Origin of the sequence: Polaromonas sp., assembly GCF_029945685.1 — a bacterium.
Taxonomy (GTDB): domain Bacteria; phylum Pseudomonadota; class Gammaproteobacteria; order Burkholderiales; family Burkholderiaceae_C; genus Polaromonas.
Genome location: NZ_JAQSDA010000020.1, coordinates 648,580 through 664,169, shown reverse-complemented (window position 1 = coordinate 664,169; position 15,590 = coordinate 648,580). Strand labels below are relative to the sequence as shown.

The 15,590-nt window shown below is 65.2% G+C and carries 15 protein-coding genes; 11 read left to right on the top strand and 4 right to left on the bottom strand.

Annotation, left to right across the window (positions count from 1 at the left end):
• Positions 1 to 225 precede the first annotated feature (225 nt).
• The 4 genes from PSV26_RS14715 (at position 226) to PSV26_RS14700 (ending at position 4,816) form a co-directional block, all read left to right on the top strand.
• On the top strand, positions 226 to 879 hold the full coding sequence (locus PSV26_RS14715; RefSeq protein ID WP_300518569.1) for a DedA family protein: 654 nt from the start codon (positions 226 to 228) through the stop codon (positions 877 to 879).
• Between the two features lie 94 nt (positions 880 to 973).
• The gene (locus PSV26_RS14710) at positions 974 to 2,827 is read left to right on the top strand and encodes a long-chain fatty acid--CoA ligase (protein ID WP_300571737.1); all 1,854 of its coding nucleotides are present in this window, start codon (positions 974 to 976) and stop codon (positions 2,825 to 2,827) included.
• A gap of 83 nt (positions 2,828 to 2,910) precedes the next feature.
• Complete coding sequence (locus PSV26_RS14705) at positions 2,911 to 4,221, top strand: aromatic ring-hydroxylating dioxygenase subunit alpha (protein WP_300518563.1); 1,311 nt, start codon at positions 2,911 to 2,913, stop codon at positions 4,219 to 4,221.
• Positions 4,222 to 4,327: 106 nt separating this feature from the next.
• Positions 4,328 to 4,816: an aromatic-ring-hydroxylating dioxygenase subunit beta gene (locus PSV26_RS14700; protein WP_300518560.1), complete on the top strand. Its 489-nt coding sequence runs from the start codon at positions 4,328 to 4,330 to the stop codon at positions 4,814 to 4,816.
• A 588-nt stretch (positions 4,817 to 5,404) separates the two neighbouring features.
• Here PSV26_RS14700 and PSV26_RS14695 read toward each other — a convergent pair.
• The 3 genes from PSV26_RS14695 to tsaE all read right to left on the bottom strand — a co-directional run bounded on the left by PSV26_RS14695 (position 5,405) and on the right by tsaE (position 7,699).
• Positions 5,405 to 5,629 carry a glycine zipper domain-containing protein gene (locus tag PSV26_RS14695; RefSeq protein ID WP_300516574.1) on the bottom strand — a complete coding sequence of 75 codons (225 nt, stop codon included), beginning with the start codon at positions 5,627 to 5,629 and terminating at the stop codon, positions 5,405 to 5,407.
• Positions 5,630 to 5,789: 160 nt separating this feature from the next.
• Entirely contained in the window at positions 5,790 to 7,193 is a 1,404-nt protein-coding gene (locus tag PSV26_RS14690) for an N-acetylmuramoyl-L-alanine amidase (protein ID WP_300571735.1), read from the bottom strand.
• Positions 7,190 to 7,699 (bottom strand): tRNA (adenosine(37)-N6)-threonylcarbamoyltransferase complex ATPase subunit type 1 TsaE, encoded by a 510-nt coding sequence (tsaE, locus tag PSV26_RS14685; protein WP_300516552.1) that lies wholly within the window; start codon positions 7,697 to 7,699, stop codon positions 7,190 to 7,192. Before tsaE ends, PSV26_RS14690 begins: the two co-directional genes overlap by 4 nt.
• Between tsaE and queG the strand changes: the two genes are divergently transcribed.
• The 4 genes from queG (at position 7,685) to PSV26_RS14665 (ending at position 10,441) form a co-directional block, all read left to right on the top strand.
• Positions 7,685 to 8,779 (top strand): tRNA epoxyqueuosine(34) reductase QueG, encoded by a 1,095-nt coding sequence (gene queG / locus PSV26_RS14680; protein WP_300571778.1) that lies wholly within the window; start codon positions 7,685 to 7,687, stop codon positions 8,777 to 8,779. The genes tsaE and queG overlap by 15 nt on opposite strands.
• 129 nt (positions 8,780 to 8,908) lie before the next feature.
• Complete coding sequence (locus tag PSV26_RS14675) at positions 8,909 to 9,286, top strand: DUF2946 family protein (RefSeq protein WP_300571733.1); 378 nt, start codon at positions 8,909 to 8,911, stop codon at positions 9,284 to 9,286.
• A gap of 80 nt (positions 9,287 to 9,366) precedes the next feature.
• A complete protein-coding gene (locus PSV26_RS14670) occupies positions 9,367 to 9,915 on the top strand; it encodes a YcnI family protein (protein ID WP_300571731.1) in 549 nt (182 codons plus the stop codon).
• 43 nt (positions 9,916 to 9,958) lie between these two features.
• On the top strand, positions 9,959 to 10,441 hold the full coding sequence (locus PSV26_RS14665) for a copper chaperone PCu(A)C (RefSeq protein ID WP_300571729.1): 483 nt from the start codon (positions 9,959 to 9,961) through the stop codon (positions 10,439 to 10,441).
• Here the strand turns inward: PSV26_RS14665 and PSV26_RS14660 are convergent, their stop codons facing one another.
• Positions 10,442 to 11,578: a sigma-54-dependent Fis family transcriptional regulator gene (locus PSV26_RS14660; RefSeq protein WP_300516539.1), complete on the bottom strand. Its 1,137-nt coding sequence runs from the start codon at positions 11,576 to 11,578 to the stop codon at positions 10,442 to 10,444.
• Between the two features lie 247 nt (positions 11,579 to 11,825).
• On the opposite strand from PSV26_RS14660, the gene PSV26_RS14655 reads away from it, so the two are divergent.
• The 3 genes from PSV26_RS14655 (at position 11,826) to PSV26_RS14645 (ending at position 15,578) form a co-directional block, all read left to right on the top strand.
• On the top strand, positions 11,826 to 12,293 hold the full coding sequence (locus tag PSV26_RS14655) for a (2Fe-2S)-binding protein (RefSeq protein WP_300516536.1): 468 nt from the start codon (positions 11,826 to 11,828) through the stop codon (positions 12,291 to 12,293).
• 95 nt (positions 12,294 to 12,388) lie between these two features.
• Positions 12,389 to 14,764, top strand: coding sequence for a xanthine dehydrogenase family protein molybdopterin-binding subunit (locus tag PSV26_RS14650; RefSeq protein WP_300571728.1), 2,376 nt, complete (start codon positions 12,389 to 12,391; stop codon positions 14,762 to 14,764).
• 22 nt (positions 14,765 to 14,786) lie between these two features.
• Positions 14,787 to 15,578 carry a xanthine dehydrogenase family protein subunit M gene (locus tag PSV26_RS14645; protein WP_300571726.1) on the top strand — a complete coding sequence of 264 codons (792 nt, stop codon included), beginning with the start codon at positions 14,787 to 14,789 and terminating at the stop codon, positions 15,576 to 15,578.
• Positions 15,579 to 15,590 lie beyond the last annotated feature (12 nt).

Sequence of the window (15,590 nt, the reverse complement as noted above, 5' to 3'; positions counted from 1 at the left end):
GCGAGTTCGAGCCCGGCCCCGGCTGGACCGAGCACCGCAGGTTGCCCCCGTAGCGACAGCGAAGGGGGTCGCAGACAGCAGGGTCGCCTTTTCTTTTGCTTACTTTTCTTTTGGCGACGCAAAAGAAAAGTGAGTTGCCGCCGGGCAACCCCCGGCTTGCTCGAAGCACCCGCAAAGCACAGGCTTGCAAAAGCCGGAGGAGTTCACCATGTCAAAATCACCCCCATGGAACTTCTTGCTTTTCTGATGGACTTCATCCTTCACGTGGACAAACACCTGGAGGCCTTCACCCAAGCCTATGGCACCTGGGTCTACGTCCTGCTTTTCCTCATCATTTTTGTGGAAACCGGCGTGGTGGTCATGCCTTTCCTCCCGGGCGATTCGCTGTTGTTCGTGGTGGGCGCCCTCTGCGGGGTGGGCCTGCTGAGCCTGCCGGTCGCCATCGCCGTGATGCTGGTGGCAGCCATCCTGGGGGACCAGTGCAACTATTCGATAGGCCGGCATTTCGGGCCCAAGGTGTTCCAGTGGGAGCAGTCGCGGTTTTTCAACAAACGCGCATTCAACCAGGCGCACGAGTTTTACGAGCGTTATGGCGGCGTCACCATCATCATTGCGCGTTTCATGCCTTTCATTCGAACGTTTGCGCCGTTTGTGGCAGGCGTGGCCGAAATGAACCGCGCCAAATTCACCGCCTACAACGTGATCGGCGCGCTGATCTGGGTAGTGGGCTTGTGCACCGCCGGGTATTTCTTCGGCAACCTGCCCTGGGTGCAGGCCAACCTGAGCAAGATCATCTGGGCCATGATCCTGATTCCCGGGCTGTTTGTGCTGTACGGCGCCTGGAAAGCCAGCCGGACCGCCCGGCCAGCGGCGCACTGACGGTTTTTTTCCGCTCCATTGATCCAGGGCAGGGCGGGCGCGTCTGCGCGGTGCACACTGCCCGGGAGAATTTTCCGTTTCCAACAAGCTGCCCATGACTGTCACCGAGATTGATTTTTCCACCGTCCACACGCTCCCCGAGCTGCTGGCCTTTCGGGTGGCCCGCAGCCCGCAGGCCGAGGCCTACCGCGAATTTGATGCCGGCGCCGGCCTCTGGGTGGCCACCACCTGGGCGCAGGCCGGCGAGCGTTTTGCCCAATGGCGTCAGGCGCTGGCGGCCATGGGCCTGCCGGACCACGCCAGCATCGCCATCCTGCTGCCCAATGGGCTGGATGCCGTCAGCCTCGACCAGGCGGCCCTGGCGCTCGGCCATGTGCCGGTGCCCTTGCATGCCCTCGACAACCCGGGCAGCATTGCCTACATCCTGGCGGACTGCGAGGCGGCGCTGCTCATGGTGTCGTCCCTGGCCCAGTGGCGCGCCATCGAGGCGCTCGGTGTGGCCATGCCGGCGCTCAGGCGCGTCGTGGTCACTGGCGAGGCCGTGCCGACCCCTTCTTCAGACGAGGCCGTGCCTGTGTGTTCGCTGGCCGACTGGCTGGCCGCCGGGAAGGGCCAGGACGGCACTTTCGTGCCGCCGTCCGGGGACGACCTGGCCGCCATCGTCTATACCTCGGGCACCACCGGCAAACCCAAGGGCGTGATGCTCACGCACCGCAACGTGGTGGCCAATGTGCAGGCCATCCTGGCGCGCGTGGTGCCCATGCTGGACGATGTGTTCCTCTCGTTTTTGCCGCTGTCCCACACCTTCGAACGCACCGCTGGTTACTACCTGCCGATGGCGTGCGGGAGCTGCGTGGCCTATGCGCGGTCCGTGCCGCTGCTGGCCGAGGACCTGAAAACCGTGCGACCCACGGTGCTGGTCTCGGTGCCACGCATCTACGAACGGGTGTTTGCCAAACTGCAGGAAACACTGGCCACTTCGGCCTTGAAAACCCGTTTGTTCGAGGCCACCCAGGCCGTGGGCTGGCGGCGTTTTTGCCGGTCGCAGGGCCTGCCGCTCGCTGCTGGCGAGGGCAGTCGCCGGGCCTGGCTGGACCCGCTGCTGTGGCCGCTGCTGGACCGCCTGGTGGCGCGCACCTTGCGCGCGCAATTCGGCGGGCGGGTGCGGGTGGCCGTCAGCGGCGGTGCACCGCTGTCACACGCGGTGGCCCGCTGCTTTCTGGGGCTGGGCCTGCCCCTGCTGCAGGGTTACGGCATGACGGAAACTTCGCCGGTGGTGGCGGCCAACGGCGTGGAAGACAACGACCCGGCCACCGTGGGCCGCGCCCTGGCGGGCGTGGAGGTGCGCCTGGGCGAAAACCGTGAGCTGCAGGTGCGAGGAGCGTCGGTGATGCGGGGTTACTGGAAACGGCCCGAGGACACGGCGCGGGTGTTGACACCCGATGGCTGGCTGTCCACCGGCGACCAGGCCGACATGACCGGCGGGCGCATCCGCATCATGGGCCGCATCAAGGAAATCATTGTCACTTCCACCGGCGAGAAGGTGCCGCCGGGCGACCTGGAACTGGCGATTGCGGTCGATCCCCTGTTCGCGCAGGTGTTTGTGGTGGGCGAGAACCAGCCCTTCATCGCCTGCGTGGCGGTGGTGAACCCGGCCGAATGGTGCCGGCTCGCCGGGGCGCTCGGGGTCAACCCCGATGACGCGGCCAGCCTGAAGCTGCCGGCGGTGCACCAGGCCGCGCTCAAACGCATGGCGGCCCAGACCGCGAATTTTGCGCGTTACGCCATGCCGCGGGCGGTGCTGCTGACGACCGAGCCCTGGACGGTCGAAAACGCGCTGATGACGCCCACGCTCAAGCTCAAGCGCAACAACCTGATGAAGCGTTTTGCGCAGGAGATCGAGGCCATGTATCACCCGCAGACACGGCGGAGTGGCGGGTCCGCATAAACCCTGTTCCGAAAATTGATAAGTAAGCTTATCATTCGGGGAAATGAACCACAGACCGGACAGCCGGTCGGGAAGATGCTTGCATGATGGCTGATCAACCCCTTTCCCGCTGGAGCGAACCGGGCTCCAGCCGCGTTCCCTTCTGGGCCTACACCGACGCCCAGCTTTACCAGCGTGAACTCGAGAAAATTTTCTACGGCCCGCACTGGTGTTATGTCGGGCTCGAAGTCGAGATTCCCAAGCTCGGCGATTTCAAATTGAGTCACGTCGGCGAACGCCAGGTGGTGATGGTGCGTGACCGCGTGGCGCCAAAAGACCGGGACACCGACCACGGCATCCGTGTGGTGGAAAACCGCTGCGCCCACCGTGGCGTGCGCTTTTGCCAGAACGGGCAGGGCAATGCCCGCAGTTTTGTCTGTCCCTACCACCAGTGGACCTACAAGCTCAACGGCGACCTCGCCGGGTTGCCCTTCAAGGATGGCGTCAAGGAGGGCGACTGCATCAACGGCGGCATGCCCGAAGGGTTCGATCTGAAAGACCACGGCCTGACCAAGCTGCGCGTGGCGGTGCTGCACGGCCTGGTGTTTGCAAGCTTCAGCGAGGCGACCGAGCCGCTGGAAGATTACCTGGGCCCGAACGTGATGCCCTGGCTGGACCGCATCTTCAAGGGCCGGCAGCTCACGCTGCTGGGCTACAACCGCCAGCGCATTCCGGGCAACTGGAAGCTGATGATGGAAAACATCAAGGACCCTTACCACCCGGGGTTGCTGCACACCTGGTTTGTCACTTTCGGCTTGTGGCGCGCCGACCAGAAAAGCCGCATGGTGATGGACGAACACGGTCGCCACGCGGTGATGATCTCGCGGCGCAACGAGGGCGGGCAGAACGCCGCGGTGACCGAAGGCGTGACTTCCTTCAAGGCCAACATGGCGCTGCATGACGACCGCCTGCTCGACGTGGTGCCGGAAGCCTGGTGGACGGTGGACGATCCCTCGCATCCCGGCACCCCCATCACGCCAACCGTCACCATGATCACCCTGTTTCCCAGTCTGATCATCCAGCAGCAGGTCAACTCGCTGAGCACGCGCCACATCGTGCCGCGCGGCGAGGGCGAGTTTGATTTTGTCTGGACACATTTCGGTTTTGCCGACGACACGCCCGAGATGACGCGGCGCCGCCTGCGCCAGGCCAACCTGTTCGGGCCGGCGGGTTTTGTCAGCGCCGACGACGGCGAGGTCATCGAGTTCAGCCAGGACGGTTTCCGCCAGGGCGGGGAAGGGCGTTCGACGCTGTGCGAGCTGGGCGGCACCGGTACCGAGGCGACCGAACACATGGTGACCGAGACACTGATCCGCAGCATGTACGCCTACTGGAAGAAAGTGATGGCGGTATGAGCGCACTTGGCGAGGGGCCCCACAAAGTGGGGATCGACACAGCGCGAATGCCGCCGGCCGCCGACACCTGGGTGTTGGCAGACGGTGTGATGACGGAGGCGGCGCCATGAGCAGTGCGACGCTGGAACGGCTGGGGCTTCAGTTCGAGATTGACCAGCTTTATGCGGCCTATGCGGCCGCGCTGGACGAGAAACGTTTCGATGCCTGGCCGGAGTTTTTTCTTGAGGACGGGCGCTACACCGTACAGGCGCGCGAGAATTTCGACCGTGGCCTGCCGCTGGCCCTGATGGACCTGGAAAGCCGCGGCATGATGAAAGACCGCGTCTACGGCATCACGCAGACGATTTACCACGGGCCATACTACATGCGGCATGTGATCAGTCCGGCGCAGGTTCTGTCTGCGGAAGGGGACGTCATCACGTCGCAGGCGAACTACGCGGTGTTTCGCACCAGGCCGGCAGGTGTCAGCGAGGTCTACAACGTGGGGCGTTATGTCGATGAGGTCGTGCGGACGGGCGAGGGCCTGAAGTTCAGGCGCCGCCTGTGTGTGTACGACAGCGAGATGATTCTCAACTCGCTGATCTATCCGGTTTGATTCGGCCAGCGGCGCCATGCCGCTTGGCTTCAAGCTTGAGCGCAAGTTCCCTCTGGCTGAGCTTGTCGAAGCATTGGCAAGCTTGCGCTTCAGAGGGTCTTCCAACAAGCCGGGACTCGCCCCGGCGGGCGACTCCCTTTCTTTTGCGTCGCCAAAAGAAAGGAAGCAAAGAAAAGGCGACCCGATGGTCTGGGTCCCCGGCACTGCGCTTCGGGGCAACCTGCGGTGCTCGGTAAAAGCGGGGTCTCGCTCGAACTCGGCTTCGGCTCAGACAATCGCGAGCCCTGATCCGCTTTTGCCTGCGCTCCTCGGCCCAGCCCGACGGGTGGGGGAACAAATACGGGTGCGGGATCGGGATCGGGTTCGGGGGACATGACGCGCGTAGCGCGTCATGTCGGAGTCAGATGGCCGACATGTTTGCACGTGAGCGCAGCACACGCGGCCAAATGAAGCACCCCTCCATCGCCCAGCGGGGCGAGGGAGAGGTGGGGGGAGGGAGTGGGGAGTTACGCCTACTGTCCACTGCGGACCGCAGGCGCAGCGTGACGCTTGATGTCCGCTTGTCTGCTAAGGACGACCTGAATCGTCTTAGCGCTTCTGATCCTGGCGCTTGCCGACTTCGTTGCCGATCAAGGCACCGGCTGCTGCGCCGCCCACGGTGCCCAGTGTGCCGCCGCCGAGAGCGCTGCCTGCCGCACCACCGAGTACCGCGCCAGTAGCGGTGCCGATCTGTGCGTTCGTCGGATTGGTGCCGCAACCGGTCAAGGCAATCAGGGAAGCTGCGGCAACCGCCATCAAGAATTTCGTTTTCATCATGTTCACCTTCGTAAAGTCCAGGGATGTCGCATGAGGCTTGAGATGAAGCTCTGCCACCTGTACCTTCAGCATAAGCCCGCAGGCGATGTCGCCCTGTAGGAGAGGGCCCGGCCCGCCTGTCAGGGCCCCGCGTGAATGCGCGGGGGGGTATGCGCGCCTACAGCGGACGGTTGCGCGCCAACGGCGGGTTCTTGGCGAAGTAGCTGCCGATGCCGCGCATCAGCGCATCGGCCAACTGCACCTGGTAGGCCTCGCTGCGCAGTTTGGCCTCTTCGTCGGGGTTGCTGATGAAGGCGGTTTCCACCAGCACGCTTGGAATGTCGGGTGCCTTCAGCACGGCAAAGCCGGCCTGCTCGACGCGCGGCTTGTGCAGCTTGCCGACGTTGCCGATCTCGCCGAGCATGGCGCCGCCCAGCTTGAGGCTGTCGTTGATCTGCGCGGTTGTGCTCATGTCGAGCAGGGCTTTTTGTACCTGCGCGTCCTTGGCCTTCACGTTGACGCCGCCCACCAGGTCGGCGGAGTTTTCCTTGTCGGCCATCCAGCGCGCCGAGCTGCTGGTCGCGCCTTTTTCGCTGAGCGCAAACACGCTGGCCCCCTGCGGCCGGGGCGTGAAAAAGGCGTCGGCATGGATGCTGATGAACAGGTCGGCCTGTACGCGCCGGGCCTTTTGCACACGCACGTGCAGCGGCACAAAAAAATCGGCATCCCGGGTGAGGAAGGCGCGCATGTTCGGGATCTTGTTGATGCGTTCGCGCAGGCGCAGGGCGATCTGCAGCACCACGTCTTTTTCGCGTGTGCCGCCGGGACCGATGGCGCCCGGGTCTTCGCCGCCGTGGCCGGGGTCCAGCGCCACGATGATGAGGCGGTCGGTCTTGTTGCGCCCGCCTGCGCCGGCGCCGACACTTTCGGGCGGCGCCTGGGCGACGGGCGGGTTGGCGCCGCCTGCCTGGTTCCTGTCCGCAGCCGCGACCGGCGGCGGCGGGACGGCAGGGGTGGGGGCGGGATGGCCGGCGGCGGGCCGGGCCGTCTGCCGCGCGAGCAGTTCGCCGATGGCATCGGGTGCGGCCCCCGGATCCGGTTTGTCCTTGAGCCGCTCGGCGATCAAGGCCTCCAGCGGGTCCAGCACCTGGGTCGGGTAGAGGTCGAACACCAGCCGGTGCTGGTAAGCCGCGACCGGCGGCAGGGTGAACACCTGCGGCAGCATGTGCTGCTTGAGGTCGATGACCAGACGCACCACCCCCGGCGCGTTCTGTCCGACCCGGATGCCGGAGATGTTCGGGTCGTCGGGCTTGACCTTGGCCACCAGCTCGCGCAGCGCCGGAATCAGGTCGATGCCTTCGATGTCCACCGCCAGGCGCGGCGGCTCGGCAATAAAGTAGGTTTTGGTTTTCAGTCCCGTGTCGGACTCGATCGTGACGCGGCTGTAGTCCCTGGCCGGCCAGACCCGCACCGCCAGAATCGTCGCGCCGCGCGCGATCTGCTGCACGCCCAGCAGCAGGACCAGGCTGCCCATCTGCAGCGCGCTGCGTCGGCTGATAGTGGTGTCAGGCTTGTCGCTCATGGCAGCAGCGCCGCGCCGGCGTCCGTGTGGGCGGTGAGTATGACGGCGCGCGTTTCGTCGGCCAGCATCTCGATGTGGATGTCCAGATCCGCCGGCGGCAGGTGGTTGCCGGCTTTTTCGGGCCACTCGACCAGTTTCAGGCCGGGGCTGGCGAAGATGTCGCGAAAGCCGGCTTCTTCCCACTCGTCGGGATCGTTGAAGCGGAAAAAATCAAAATGCCAGATGGACAAGACGCCGTCCGCTGTGGCCGGGTCGGCCACGCTGTAGGGCTCCACCACCGCATAGGTCGGGCTTTTGACGCGGCCCATCACGCCCAGGGCCTTGAGCAGGTGGCGGGCCAGTGTGGTTTTGCCGGCGCCCAGATCACCATGCAGCTCAATCAATGCGTTGGCGCCCGTGGCACTGGCGCGCAGTTTCCCGGCCAGGGCTTCGGCAAAGGCCTGGGTCTGGGCCTCGCTGTCCCAGGCCATCCTTTTTACAATGTGTCGGTGATCTTCAATAGCCATCAATTCGTTTCTCAAATTCAGTCATGGGCGCGCGAGCTTGGATTTTCGCAAATTGGCATTGCGGGTGTGGATCTCTCATCGGCTGAGCCTGGCTTGTCGGCCTGGCTGGCTGCGGGCTTTCATGGTGACATGACTTACATGGCGGCGCACGGCCTCAAACGTGCGCGGCCGGCCGAACTCGTGCCCGGCACCGTCAGCGTGATCACCGCTCGCATGGACTATCTGCCGGCATCCACACCCGTGCAGCCGGGGCAGTGGCAGGCTGCGGAGCTGGCGCGCCTGCAGCGGCCCGGCGAGGCGATCGTGTCGGTGTATGCGCGGGGACGCGACTACCACAAGATCATGCGGGCACGCCTGCAAAAACTCAGTGAGCGCATCGAGACCGAAGTGCAGGCGCTGGGCCACCGCGTGTTCACCGACTCGGCGCCGGTGCTCGAGGCCGAACTCGCGGCGCGCAGCGGCCAGGGCTGGCGCGGCAAACACACGCTGCTGCTCAACCGCGAGGCCGGGTCCATGTTTTTCCTCGGCGAGATTTATGTCGATCTGGCCTTGCCGCCCAGCGAGCCCGTCAGCGACCACTGCGGCAGCTGCAGCGCCTGCATCAGCATCTGCCCGACACAGGCCATTGTGGCGCCGCACAAGCTCGATGCACGGCGTTGCATCTCTTACCTGACGATTGAACATGCGGGCCCGATTCCGCTGGAACTGCGGCCGCTGATCGGCAACCGCATCTACGGCTGCGACGATTGCCAGTTGGTCTGCCCCTGGAACAAGTTTGCCCAGCGCAGTGCCTTGCCCGACTTCGACGAGCGCCAGGGCCTGACCGGTCAGCAGCTGACGACGCTGTTTGCCTGGACGGAAGAAGAATTCCTGCGCCACACCGAAGGCAGCGCCATCCGCCGCATCGGCCACGAGCGCTGGCTGCGCAACATCGCGGTGGCGCTCGGCAATGCCCTGCGCGCCGGTGCAGAGGGCAACCTGCGCGGCGCCTTGCTGGCGCGGCGCGAACATGGCAGCGAGGTGGTCAGGGAACATGTGGCATGGGGGCTTGCTCAGGAGCCTTCCGGAAATTGTCCATAAAAAAGGCATCCGGCCCTTGTAGGGCGGGCGCGGACAGCTATTTATTTTGTAGCAGTATAGGCGCGGTGAAGCACCGTCGTCCAGCCCTGCGGGCGAAACCCCGCCGTCGGCGGTCCCTATAATCGGGCCGTGTCCGCCACCTCGTCCTGTCGCCCGCTGTGGGCCCGCTTTGCCGCGTGGCTGGGGTTTCTGGCCGTCTTTTCGGCGCTGCTGGCGCCCGTGTCCATGCTGGCCGAGGAAGTTCGGACCGGCAAGCTGGGGGGGCTATGCAGCGTGGCCGGCAACGGGTCGTCCTCTGCAGCCGGGGACCTGTCGGGCGGTGACGGGTCTTCACCGGCTGCCGCGCATTGCGACCTCTGCGGCTCTGCCGGACCCGGTTTGCCGCCGGCCGTCCAGGCCAGTGTCTTTCCTGCACCCGTCACCGCGATGGGTGCCGTCTTCCAGGATGCCGTCCGCTCGGCGTCCTCGCCGGGGCTGCCCTTCAGCCGCGGCCCGCCTGCACTTTGAAATAAAACGCCTCTGACGAGGCCGGTTGCGTGTGGGCCTGACGGCGCACGTGCTTGTGTTCATTTCAATGTGTGGTTTCCATGAAATTTTTATCAGCTATTAAAAACATAGCGCTTTGCGCAGCTGTGACGGTCGCTGTGCCGGCGTTTTCCCATATTTCCCTGGCCGAGGGGCAGGCTCCGGCCGGCAGTACCTACAAAGCGGTGTTCGGTGTCGGCCACGGTTGTGCCGGCTCGGCCACAACCGGGCTGGAGGTGCGGTTGCCGCCAGGCTTTCAGGGCGCCAAGCCCATGCCCAAGGCCGGCTGGACGGTGAGCACCCAGCTCGGCCAACTGGCCAGGCCTTATGACAGCCACGGCAAGCGGGTGACGGAAGAGGTGACCTTGGTCAGCTGGCGCGCGGCCAACCAGGAGGCGGCCCTGGCGGATGCGCATTACGACGAGTTTGTGCTGCGCGGCAGGTTGCCCGCCGAAGCGGGTCCGCTCTGGTTCAAGGTGCTGCAAACCTGCGCGTCAGGCCGCAATGACTGGTCAGAGCTGCCGGCCACCGGCACCTCGACCCTGGGCCTGAAATCACCTGCCGTGCTGCTCGATGTCCGGTCCGATGCGGCCGGACAGCACCACCACTGACTACGTTTTTTCGATTCATCTCTTTTATTAACGAAAGCTATCCATGAAAACAAACGTTATTGCCGCCTTGCTGGTACTTTCCGCTGGCGCTGTGTTCGCCCAGACGGTCGAGGTCAAGGACGCCTGGGTGCGCGCCGCCGTGCCGGGCCAGTCGGGCACCGGCGCCTTCATGAGCATCACGGCCAAAGACGGCGCCAGGCTGGTGGGCGCGTCCTCTCCGGTGGCCGGCGTGGCCGAAGTCCACGAGATGAAGATGGAAGGCGACATCATGCGCATGCGCGCCGTCCCCGCGCTGGACCTGCCGGCCGGAACCACCGTGCAGCTCAAGCCCGGCGGCTACCACTTGATGCTGATGGAACTCAGGCAGGCCCTGCCCAAGGGCAGCACCGTGCCGCTGACCTTGACGTTCAAGGACGCCGGGGGCCAGGAGAGCAAGGTCGAGCTGAAACTGCCGGTGGCCGCCTCGGCGCCGGGTGCGACCGTTCCGGCATCGGGCAAGCCCGCTGCCATGGACCACAAGCACTGACTACCTGGATTTGCCGCCCAGACGGCGGTAGACCGTGGCGCGGCTGATGCCGAGTGCCCGCGCCGCTTTCATGACGTTGCCGCGGGCTTCATTGACCGCCTTGCGGATCAGCGCCGTTTCAACATCCTTGAGCGCCAGGGCCGGCCCTGCCGGCGCCGGGCCGCTGAACCGACCGGGTGCGACCGCACGGCCGCGCAGCAGCGGCAGCACGTGCAGGCGCAGTCCCGACCACAGGGGCACTTCCATGGCCTGGGGGATGCCCGCGGCGTCGCTCCTGGCGGCATCGAACAGCATTTCGTAAGGCAGGGCAAACAGCTCGCTGCAATGCACGGCCGGCGGGCTGCCGGCCTGCAGCGCCGGCACCATTTGGCGTGCCGCGGGGTTGGCCCCCAGTACCCAGCCGTCCGGGTCCAGGCTGACCAGGCCGTCGCTGTCTTCGCCCAGGCTGTGGCCGGACCAGTTCAGCCGTATCAGCAGATCGTGCGGGCGGCTCTGCATCAGGGCGTTTTCGATGCTGCGCGCCGACTGCACCACCAGGTGTTTGAGTTCGGGGCGCTCAACGGTGTCCACACCCGTCAGGTCCAGCATGCCGGCGCAGCGGCCGTCCGGTCCGAACAGGGGTGCCCCGGCGCAGCTGTAGGCGGAGTTGGCACTGAAAAAATGCTCCCCGCGGTGCAGCCAGACCGGCTGCAGCTCGGTCAGCGCCGCGCCTATGGCGGTGGTGCCCACGCTGTCCTCGGACAAATCCACGCCAATGCGGGTGATCAGGTCGGCGCGCCGGTCACGCCGGTCGATGGCGCCATTGACGTCGACCACCACGCCCTGCGCGTTGGTCAGGATGGCGAAGTAACGCGTGCTGGCAATCGCCGCCCCCAGCTTTTCCAGGACCGGGCGGGCCGCCTGCACCAGCACGTGGTTGGCTTCTTCGGTGCGGCGCAGCGCCTGCGGCGACAGCAGGTCGAAACTGACCTCCTGCTCCGGCCTCTTGCCGCTGGCCAGGCAGCGTTTCCAGGAGCGTTCTATCCACGATTCGGTATGCGTGCCAGACACGCTCTGGCCGTCGCGCAGCACCGCCTGGCGCGCTTGTGCGATCTGTTGCAGGCGTTGCTCGGAGGAGGTGGGAAGGACGGTCAGCATGAGGTGGCAATGCTCGTGAACGGCGGCTGGCTGCGGGAGGATGCCCGCGGTGGCTGCAGCGTATCAGACCCGGCGCAACCGCGCTGGCGGTCGGCCACCAACTGTTCCATTTTGAGAATTTAACCGGGCTTTGGCAAGGTCCTAGGGTTTAACCTAGGCCCCGGCGGGGTCGCCACTTCAACAATGATCCTTGTTCCGTCCGTAGCCCAACCCGTCGTCACAAAAACAGCCCACTGGAGACAAGCGCATGCAAGTTCAATTCAAAGTCAACGGCAAAGCCAAAAGTGTGGAAACCCCGCCCAACACCCTGCTGGTCCAGGTGCTGCGCGAGCAGCTCAAGATGACCGGCACCCATGTCGGCTGTGACACCGCCCAGTGCGGTGCCTGCACGGTCATCATGAACGGGCGCGCCGTGAAGTCCTGCAACATCCTGGCCGCCCAGGCCGAGGGCGCTGACATCACCACCATCGAAGGCCTGGCGGCTGCCGACGGCACCATGCATCCGATGCAGGCGGCTTTCAAGGAATGCCACGGTCTGCAATGCGGCTTCTGCACCACCGGCATGGTCATGAGTGCCGTGGACCTGTGCAAGCACCACCCCCAGGCCAGCGAAGGCGAAATTCGCGAGCTGCTCGAAGGCAACATCTGCCGCTGCACCGGCTACCAGAACATCGTCAAGGCGGTGCAGCAGGGCGCTGCTGCCATGGCGAGCTGAACCGCCGCGCCGACCCCTTTTTTCCGGCGCCGCTGTCGGGCGAGCCGCCGGCAACCCTGCCAACCGTTTCTTTCCAAATTTTCAGGAGTACACACATGGGTGCATCCGACTTCGTCAACCTGCCAAACATTGGCACCTCCGTCCGCCGCAAGGAAGACTACCGCTTTCTCACCGGCGGCGGGCAATACACCGACGACATCACGCTGGCCAACCAGAGTTACGCGGTGTTCGTGCGTTCCCCGCATGCCCACGCGAAGATCAACAGCATCAACACCGCCGCCGCCAAGGCCGCGCCCGGTGTGCTTGATGTGTTTGTTGGCGAGGACGTGGCGGCCGACAAGATCAACGGGCTGCCTTGCGGCTGGCTGATCACCAGCACCGACGGCAACCCGATGAAGGAGCCGCCGCACCCCATCCTGGCCCAGGGCAAGGTGCGTTATGTCGGTGACCATGTGGCCATGGTGGTGGCCGAAACGCTGGAGCAGGCGAAGAACGCCGCCGAGCTGGTTGAGGTCGACTACGAGGTGCTGAGCGCGGTGGTGCGTGTCACCGACGCCGCCAAGGCCACCGCCCTGCATGAGGCCGCGCCCGACAACCATTGCTACAAATGGGCCATCGGCGACAAGGGCCAGGTGGATGCGGTTTTCGCCACCGCCGCCCATGTGACCAAGCTGGACCTGACCAACAACCGGCTGATCCCGAATGCGATGGAGCCGCGCGCCGTGATCGGCTCCTACAGCCGCGCGACCGACGAGTACGTGCTGTATGTGTCCAACCAGAACCCGCACGTCGAGCGCCTGCTTCTGACGGCCTTTGTGATGGGCCTGCCCGAACACAAGGTGCGGGTCATCGCCCCCGACGTCGGCGGCGGCTTCGGCTCCAAGATCTATTTGTATGCCGAAGACGTGTGCCTGACCTGGGCGTCCAAAAAACTCAACCGCAACATCAAGTGGACGGCCGAGCGCAGCGAGGCTTTTGTCAGCGACGCGCACGGCCGCGACCATTCCAGCCATGCCGAAATGGCCATGGACAAGGATGGCAAGTTCCTGGCCATGCGTGTGCACACCGACGCCAACATGGGCGCCTACCTGTCCACGTTCGCACCCGCCGTGCCGACCATTCTGTACGCGACCTTGCTGGCCGGCCAGTACACCTGCCCGCAGATCTACGTCGAGGTCGATGCCTGGTTCACCAACACCGCCCCGGTCGATGCCTACCGCGGCGCGGGTCGCCCCGAGGCCACCTACCTGCTCGAGCGCCTGGTCTCACGCTGCGGCTGGGAGCTGGGCCTGGCGCAGGACGAGATCCGCCGCCGCAACTTCGTGAAAGACTTTCCGTACCAGACGCCGGTGGCGCTGCAGTACGACGTGGGCGACTTCCATGCCCTGCTCAAGCGCGGCAATGAACTGGCGGATGTGGCAGGTTTTGCGCAGCGCAAAACTGCATCGGCCGCCAAGGGCCTGCTGCGCGGCATGGGTTACTCCTGCTACATCGAGGCCTGCGGCCTGGCGCCCAGCAACATCGCCGGTGCGCTCGGGGCGCGTGCCGGCCTGTTCGAATGTGGCGAGGTGCGGGTGCACCCGACCGGCAGCGTGACGGTGTTCACCGGTTCGCACAGCCACGGCCAGGGGCACGAGACCACGTTTGCGCAGGTCGTGGCTGCGCGGCTGGGTATTTCGGTGGACCAGGTGGATGTGGTGCACGGCGACACCGGGCGCGTGCCTTTCGGCATGGGCACCTATGGCTCGCGTTCCCTGTCGGTCGGCGGCACGGCCATCATGAAGGCGCTTGACAAGATTGAGACCAAGGCGAAAAAGATTGCCGCCCACCTGATGGAGGCCAGCGATGCCGATGTGGAGTTTGCCAACGGTGAGTTCACCATCAAGGGTACCGACAAGAAGGTGACCTTCGGCCAGGTGGCGCTGACGGCCTATGTGCCGCACAACTACCCGCTCGACAAGCTGGAGCCGGGCCTGAACGAAACCGCGTTTTACGACCCGACCAACTTCACCTTCCCGGCTGGTACCTACATCTGCGAGGTCGAGGTGGATCCGGCCACCGGACAGGTGCGGGTCGATCGTTTCACCGCGGTGGACGATTTCGGCAACATCATCAACCCCATGATTGTCGAGGGCCAGGTGCATGGCGGGCTGGTGCAGGGCATCGGTCAGGCGCTGCTGGAAAACTGCGTGTATGACCTCGAGTCCGGCCAGTTGCTGACCGGCTCGATGATGGACTACACCCTGCCGCGTGCCGACGACATGCCCAACTTCACGCTGGACACCTTGTGCACACCCTGCAGCCACAACCCGCTGGGCGCCAAGGGCTGCGGCGAGGCCGGTGCCATCGGCTCGCCGCCAGCGGTGATCAATGCCGTGCTTGACGCCCTCAAGCCGCTCGGCGTGATCGACTTCGACATGCCGGCCTCCCCCAGCCGCGTCTGGGAAGCCATCCAGTCCGCCAAACACTGAACCCTCCAAGGAGAAAACCACCATGTACCCCTTCACCCTGGAACGACCCACCTCCCTGGCTGCCGCCGCGCAGCTCACCGCCGACGGCGCCAAAGCCCTGGCCGGCGGACAGACCCTGCTGGCGTCGATGAAACTGCGCCTGTCCAGCCCGGACCAGCTGGTGGACCTCAGCGGCATCAAGGAGCTGAGCAGCATCAAGCGCGAAGGCAACAGCTTTGTCATCGGGGCGATGACGCGCCACATCGACGTGGCCAACAACGCCGAGCTGAAAGCAGCGCTGCCGGCGCTGGCCGAGCTGGCCGCCAACATCGGCGACCGCCAGGTTCGCGCCATGGGCACGCTGGGCGGCTCGGTCGCCAACAACGACCCTTCTGCCTGTTACCCGAGTGCGGTGCTGGCGCTGGGCGCGACCATCCACACCACCAAGCGCAAGATTGCTGCCGACGACTTTTTCCTCGGCATGTTCGCCACCGCACTGGAAGAGGGCGAGCTGATCACCGCGATCAGCTTCCCCATCCCGAAGCGCGCGGCCTACATGAAGTTCAAGCAGTCGGCCTCGCGTTTTGCGCTGGTCGGCGTGTTTGTGGCGCAGTTCGATGCGGGTGTGCGTGTGGCTGTCACCGGCGCCTCCAGCGGCGTGTTTCGCCACGCGGGGCTGGAAGCGGCGCTGAGCAAGAGCTTCACGCCCGAAGCGGCGGCAGCGGTGAAGATTGACGCGACCGACCTCAACAGCGACATCCACGCGACGGCGGCTTACCGCGCCAACCTGATCAGCGTGCAGACCCAGCGCGGCGTGGCGAAGGCGCTGGCCTGACCGGCTGGCTGA

Excerpts from the sequence above, each read along its gene's own strand:
- PSV26_RS14715 (WP_300518569.1), top strand. The coding sequence starts at position 226 with ATGGAACTTCTTGCTTTTCTGATGGACTTCATCCTTCACGTGGACAAA.
- PSV26_RS14710 (WP_300571737.1), top strand. The coding sequence starts at position 974 with ATGACTGTCACCGAGATTGATTTTTCCACCGTCCACACGCTCCCCGAG.
- PSV26_RS14705 (WP_300518563.1), top strand. The coding sequence starts at position 2,911 with ATGATGGCTGATCAACCCCTTTCCCGCTGGAGCGAACCGGGCTCCAGC.
- PSV26_RS14700 (WP_300518560.1), top strand. The coding sequence starts at position 4,328 with ATGAGCAGTGCGACGCTGGAACGGCTGGGGCTTCAGTTCGAGATTGAC.
- PSV26_RS14695 (WP_300516574.1), bottom strand. The coding sequence starts at position 5,629 with ATGAAAACGAAATTCTTGATGGCGGTTGCCGCAGCTTCCCTGATTGCC.
- PSV26_RS14690 (WP_300571735.1), bottom strand. The coding sequence starts at position 7,193 with ATGAGCGACAAGCCTGACACCACTATCAGCCGACGCAGCGCGCTGCAG.
- tsaE (WP_300516552.1), bottom strand. The coding sequence starts at position 7,699 with ATGGCTATTGAAGATCACCGACACATTGTAAAAAGGATGGCCTGGGAC.
- PSV26_RS14670 (WP_300571731.1), top strand. The coding sequence starts at position 9,367 with ATGAAATTTTTATCAGCTATTAAAAACATAGCGCTTTGCGCAGCTGTG.
- PSV26_RS14665 (WP_300571729.1), top strand. The coding sequence starts at position 9,959 with ATGAAAACAAACGTTATTGCCGCCTTGCTGGTACTTTCCGCTGGCGCT.
- PSV26_RS14660 (WP_300516539.1), bottom strand. The coding sequence starts at position 11,578 with ATGCTGACCGTCCTTCCCACCTCCTCCGAGCAACGCCTGCAACAGATC.
- PSV26_RS14655 (WP_300516536.1), top strand. The coding sequence starts at position 11,826 with ATGCAAGTTCAATTCAAAGTCAACGGCAAAGCCAAAAGTGTGGAAACC.
- PSV26_RS14650 (WP_300571728.1), top strand. The coding sequence starts at position 12,389 with ATGGGTGCATCCGACTTCGTCAACCTGCCAAACATTGGCACCTCCGTC.
- PSV26_RS14645 (WP_300571726.1), top strand. The coding sequence starts at position 14,787 with ATGTACCCCTTCACCCTGGAACGACCCACCTCCCTGGCTGCCGCCGCG.